The sequence below is a fragment of the Halochromatium sp. genome, from assembly GCF_054919635.1.
In genome coordinates this window covers 1-5,723 of sequence record NZ_JBUDPI010000258.1, presented here as the reverse complement: position 1 = coordinate 5,723, position 5,723 = coordinate 1, and the positions used below count along the sequence as shown (strand labels likewise).

The window sequence follows — 5,723 nt, the reverse complement described above, 5'->3', positions numbered from 1 at the left end:
GGTCGGGGAGCTGGATCATCCAGCGCTCCATATCGCGCCGGGCCAGCTCGATGAAGTAGGTGCCCATCGCATTGCCGATGCCCCGGCTGCCCGAGTGCAGCATGACACATACCTGGCCCGCTTCATCCAGGCAGACCTCGATGAAATGGTTACCGCCACCTAGGGTGCCAAGCTGATTGACCCAGTTCGAGAAGCGCCCGAAGGCCTTGAGCAGTTTGGGGTGTTTCTCGGTCAGGATCGCGAGCGGTGCGGCGAAGGGCTGCGCCGCCTCGGCAAGGGCTCGCTCATCCTTGTGCTGATTGCGTCCGACCGGGACATCACGGCTGATCTGGTCGAAGATCTTCTTGAGCACCTTCTCATCGAGCTGCTCGGCGCTGAGCGAGGTGCGCGCCGCGGCCATGCCGCAGCCGATATCCACGCCCACAGCCGCCGGGATGATGGCCTTGTTCGTCGCGATGACGCTGCCGATGGTGGCACCGATGCCGGCATGCACATCCGGCATTGCGGCGACATGGTGATGGATGAACGGCAGCTTGGAGATGTTCACCAGCTGCTCGCGCGAGCGCGGGTCGAGCTCGTCGGTCCAGATCTTGACCGGCTTCTCGCCCTCGGTGATGACTTGTTTGATGGTCATGACGATGTCCTATACGCCTAGCGGATGGGCGCTAACTGTGCAGTCGGATGTTCGCTTGTCGCCTTCTTGTTCCATACTCTTCCATGTTGGAGTCCATGGTGAACAGCGATGCTCATTGAAGTGACCCACTGAGGAGAACCACTGAGGAGAACCACTGAGGAGAACCATGGATGTGAACCATTAAACTGATCCAGCGCCTTACAACCACTCAGGAGCCTGATCGATGAAAACAACCCTTCGACATCTCATTCGTGTAACGGGCACCGCCGCTGGTGTCCTCTGGTTATCCAGTCTCGTCTTTGCTGCTCAACAGGGCGCGGACGGCGTGGCTTACATCGCCGGCGGCGTTGGCGAGAGTGGTCGCGCCGAGATCAATGCCATGCAGGACCAATACTCGCTCAAACTGGTGTTTGCCTACACCAACGGCGAATTCCTGGCCGAGGTCGATGTCGTGATTGTCGATTCGACCGGCAAGACGTTGGTCGCCACCGACGCCGATGGCCCCTGGTTATTGGTAGACCTGCCCGCGGGCACTTACGAGATCGAGGCCACCGTCAACGGTGAGACCAAGACTGAGCGGGTGACGGTTCCCGCCAGCGGCCTGAAAACAGTCAATATGCAGTGGCCACCGGCCTGATCTGGATCTAGCCAAGCAGCCAAGGCTCGATGGCAGTCAACAGTTGCTGTAAATCAGGTGCATCCCAGTGCGGCCGCGGCAGGTCAGCGGGCCAGCTTGCATCCGGCCCGAAGCGACCGCTGCGCACCAGCGCAGCGCGCATCCCTACGGCCATCGCACCAGCAATATCGGTATCAGGTCGATCTCCGATCATCAGGCAGTCGGCCGGCTCAACGCCGAGCCGAGCGCAGGCCATCTCGAACAGCGTCGGCTGTGGCTTGCCGATGATCAGCGGCTCGACCTCGCAGGCAATGGCGATCGGAGCGACCAGTGCGCCGCCGCCGGGCAGCACCCGGTGCTGGCCCTGATGTTGATCATCAACACTGGCGTCCGGGTTGGTGACCACCAGTTGTGCGCCCTGTTTCAAGATCAGATTGATCGCCGTCGTCAGGCTATCGAAGTCGATCCCGGGGCCTTCACCGACGACAACAAAATCGGCTCGCTGCACATCTGCTCGTCCGCCGGCTGCAGCCAGTGCCGCCTCGAGTCCACCCTCACCGATCGCGAACCAAGAGAACCCGGGCTTGAGCCTGGCCAGACGTTCGGCTGTCGCCAGCGCCGAGGTCAGGATCTGCGTGGGCTGAGGCCGGGGTAATCCCATTGCCGCAAGCCGGTTGGCCACCGCCTCCGGAGTCCGTCTTGGGTTGTTGGTCAAGAAGAGATGCGGCATCGCTTCGATGCGCTGCAATAATGCCCGAGCGCCTGGCAGTCGGGTGTCGCCGTGGTACAGCACACCGTCCATATCGAGGAGTACTGCGCGGATGCTAGGCTTCACTGCTGAAGGGGCTGTGGGATCGGACCCGTGGAAGGCCAGTGTGAAGAAAGCGGAGGCCTTTGTGATTGCCCGAGCTGCGACACGTGGAGCTTGGCATCGCAGCGCGTGCATTCCTCGCCAAGCGTTCAGTCATTGTGCTGGGCCCCGCCAGGACGACCCGCTGTTCGGTTTCAGCTTACCAGATGGGCCTGCCAGATGGCACGACGGAAGATCAGGACGATTCGCGCGTGCATTGTTCCCGATCGGATTTGCGACGCATAACCCCACAGCCTGAAGGCGGCTCGATCTGGAGCGCCAAAACAGGAGAGCGGAATCGAGTCGTGATTGCAACCGTTCAGGGCAGTAGGCCGGGCACCAGCGACTCAAGCGTCGCGACTTCACGTTGACCCTGCCTTCAGCCGTCGCTAATCTCAGCTTGCGGGCTGTTGTGGATTCGAAGAGACGCTGGAGTTGCGTATTTGCAGTGAGATCGAGATAACACTGGCCGCTTGGCCATCACCCCCTGAGGAGGGACTTTAATGAGATCACTGTTCTTGTTGTTTCTGTTCGCTATCGTGGTAGTCGGGGTCGCCCTCTTCTTTAAGGGGCACGCAAATTCGGTGAATCTCTACCATATTTGTGGCAAACAGGTCGCCTGGTACGACGCGGTGTTCTTGGATGCTATTAAAGACAAGAGCGGCTGCGATAAATATCAATAGCCTGCTTCAACGCCATGACGGCGTCGGCGGATTATCCCCGGCGCCGCTCTTGGCGGCCGGTTGCGGGGCGGCCGGTTGCGGGGGCGCCGGTTGAGATGCCTCGGTGGGAAGGGGCCCTGCCTCGGCTCGACGGCTCCCGCGCTGGGCGCACTCCCCGTCCATCGCCGCCTCAGACAGCCTTTTCCATGGGATGGCCGCCGGTTTCTTCGGGCTTCATGCTGATCTCCACTCGTTTGTGCACGACTGCGCGCCCTAATTCGGAAACGAAGTCCGAGGTTTTGTGATGTCTTGTCATTCTGTTTCCTCGATCCGGCTTGCCAGCTTGCTGCTGGTGGCCGGGCTCAGCGCCGTAGGACCGCTGTTGGCTCAGCCATCGGCTCGGGATGCCGACAGCCTTGCGCAGAAGCAGGCTGCCGTTCAAGGGCAGACCGTTGCTCAGGAGCAGGCCGTCGCTAAGGAGTCTGCTAAGCAGTCGGTCGGCAACGAGGTCGCTGAGGTGGCCGACAGCGGCGGCCCTCAGGCCGGCTTCACTGCTGAGCTTGAGGCCGAAGAGGGCGATCCGCTCGATCCCTCGGCGCTCCAATCCTTGAATGCCTTGCATCAGGCGCTGGCGAGCAAAGAGCGGCAGGTGGCCGAGGTTCAGCAGCAGTTGGTGGAGGCTCGCGATCAGGTGACCCGTGAAGACCTGGCTGCACGTCTTCGCGAGCTCCGCGCCGAATTGACCGAGCAACGTCGTCAGTTCGACCGCTTTGCGCTGGAGATCGATCTGAGCCCCTTCGTCCAGGAAGAGGAGCAGAGCTTCGATTGGCAGCGAGAGCTGAGCAACCTGCTCAAGCCGATCCTGGCAGAGCTGAAGAGCGCGACGGCCGAGTCCCGTGCCATCGGCGAGCTGCGCGCCGAGCTCGATACCATCGGTGAGCGCAAGACACAGGCGAGCCAGGCAGTGGATCGGCTGGAATGGCTGCTTGCGCAAGAGCCCTCAGGCACGCTGCGCGAGCGTCTCGAGGCACGCTTGGAACATTGGCAACGCCTTGCCGATGAGGCCACCAATCGCTATACCGCGCTCGATCTGCAATTGCAGAGCAAGCTCGAGGAGCGACAGTCTTTACTCGACGAGACCACCTCCTACGCGCGCAACTTCGTTCAAACCCGCGGCCTGAACCTGCTGTTGGCGATCGCCGCCTTCGGCCTGGTGTTCTTCGGCGTGCGCTGGCTGGCGACCCAGCTCATGCGCCTGCGCAAGCCGCACGCCGAGAAGCAGTTCAGCAGTCGCCTGGCGTTGCTGCTGCTGCATGTTTTTAGCGTCCTCGGCGGCCTGCTTGCGATGATGGCGGTGTTCAATGCCGCTGGCGATTGGTTCATGCTCGGCATCATCATCATCTTCCTGATCGGCATCGGCTGGGCCAGCATCAACACCCTGCCGAGCCAGATCGAGTCGGTGAAGCTGATCCTGAACGTCGGCACCGTGCGTGAGGGCGAGCGCATCCTGTTCAACAACCTGCCCTATCGGGTCGAGTCCCTCGCCTTTCGGGCGCAGCTGGTCAATCCGGAGCTCGATGGTGGCATTCAGCAGCTACCGGTGCGTGACCTGGTCGGCTATCACTCGCGCCCGCCGGGCGACGATGAGGTCTGGTTCCCGACCCGGCTTGGCGACTGGGTCGAGCTTGATGATGGGCTCTTGGGTCAGGTCAGCCACCAGAGTCCGAGCACGGTGCGCCTGACCGACCTCGGCGGCGCTGAGATCGTCTATCCAACCAGCGACTTTCTGCAGCAGCACCCGCGGCGGCTCGCGGAGCGATTCCGCATCGTCGAGCATTTCGGTATCGATTACGCCCATCGGGCCATTGCTACCAGCGAGGTCCCAGACTTGATGCAAGCAGCGCTTACTGAAGCGCTACCAGCAATGCTCGATGAAGGGCAATTGCAGGCGGTGACTGTGATCTTCGCGGCCGCTGGCACCTCATCGCTGGATTATCGGATCGAGGTGCGACTCGACGGCTCCGCTGCCTCAAGCACCGAGCTCATCCGCGGCGCCATCCAACGCATCCTCGTCGATGCCTGCAATCGCCACGGCTGGACCATTCCGTTTACGCAGATTACTTTGCATCAGGCGTCGACATGAGAGACCGGTGACAGGCAACTGGAGAGTGCCCGTTCAGATTGATTCCGGAGACAAGGATCGGGCGTTCAGGAGGGGCGGCACGGACCGCCCTAATGGAGCCCCCGATGGTCGGGTTATGGAGCCACGCAGAAGCGGTACTCAAGGGCCTCGAACGGCAACTCGCGCATGAGGCCCGGTTACAGTAGATCGCCCAGCCGAAAACCGTTGCCATTGTCGCGATAGGCGACCTGGGCGAGGAACAGCTCGGCCGCTGCTAAGGCGTCGTAGAAGGCGTTGTGGGCGCGGTAGCGGGGCAGGTTGTAGCGCTCGCAGAGGGAATGCAGGCGCAGCTCGGAGGGGCGAAAAGGGATGTTGCGGCGCTCGAAGGTGCGTCGCGCCAAGACCTCGGTATCGATGCAGCGCACCAGCAGTCCGGCGCCGTAGAGATCGCGACAGGCGGCGTCGAGGAAGCCGAGCTCGATCTTGGCATGATGGGCGATCAGCACCCGCCCGGCGAGCACGCCGAGCAGCTCGCGTAGCACCCGGCCTAGCCTCAGGCCGGCGGCGGCTTCGTCATCGGTGATCTGGTGGATCACAGCGGTCTCCGCCGGGATATCGCCGTCGCAACGCAGCAGCCGATGGCGGGCGCTGGCGAGCTCGATGCGCTGGCCGCGCACCACCACCCAGCCGACGCTCAGCATCTGGTCCTGCTTCGGGTCGAGGCCGGTGGTCTCGAGGTCGATGGCGACGTAGTCGACGCAGCGATAGTCGAGCTTCGGCGACGGGAGCGGTCGCCCGAGGTACTCGCGCAAGGGACCTGCCTCGACCTGCTGCAAGCA

5 protein-coding genes are annotated in these 5,723 nt (G+C 62.4%); 2 read left to right on the top strand and 3 right to left on the bottom strand.

Going from position 1 to position 5,723, the window contains the following annotated elements:
• Window positions 1-634 (bottom strand): RtcB family protein (locus tag ACY693_RS14195; protein WP_462322474.1); only part of this gene is annotated, 634 nt, incomplete at its 3' end.
• Between the two features lie 223 nt (window positions 635-857).
• Between ACY693_RS14195 and ACY693_RS14190 the strand changes: the two genes are divergently transcribed.
• Window positions 858-1,271: a peptidase associated/transthyretin-like domain-containing protein gene (locus ACY693_RS14190; RefSeq protein ID WP_462322473.1), complete on the top strand. Its 414-nt coding sequence runs from the start codon at window positions 858-860 to the stop codon at window positions 1,269-1,271.
• Between the two features lie 7 nt (window positions 1,272-1,278).
• Here the strand turns inward: ACY693_RS14190 and ACY693_RS14185 are convergent, their stop codons facing one another.
• On the bottom strand, window positions 1,279-2,085 hold the full coding sequence (locus tag ACY693_RS14185; protein ID WP_462322472.1) for an HAD-IIA family hydrolase: 807 nt from the start codon (window positions 2,083-2,085) through the stop codon (window positions 1,279-1,281).
• Between the two features lie 981 nt (window positions 2,086-3,066).
• On the opposite strand from ACY693_RS14185, the gene ACY693_RS14180 reads away from it, so the two are divergent.
• Complete coding sequence (locus ACY693_RS14180; protein WP_462322471.1) at window positions 3,067-4,905, top strand: hypothetical protein; 1,839 nt, start codon at window positions 3,067-3,069, stop codon at window positions 4,903-4,905.
• 176 nt (window positions 4,906-5,081) lie between these two features.
• On the opposite strand, the gene ACY693_RS14175 is transcribed toward ACY693_RS14180, so the two are convergent.
• Window positions 5,082-5,720, bottom strand: coding sequence for a 3'-5' exonuclease (locus ACY693_RS14175; RefSeq protein ID WP_462322475.1), 639 nt, complete (start codon window positions 5,718-5,720; stop codon window positions 5,082-5,084).
• Window positions 5,721-5,723 lie beyond the last annotated feature (3 nt).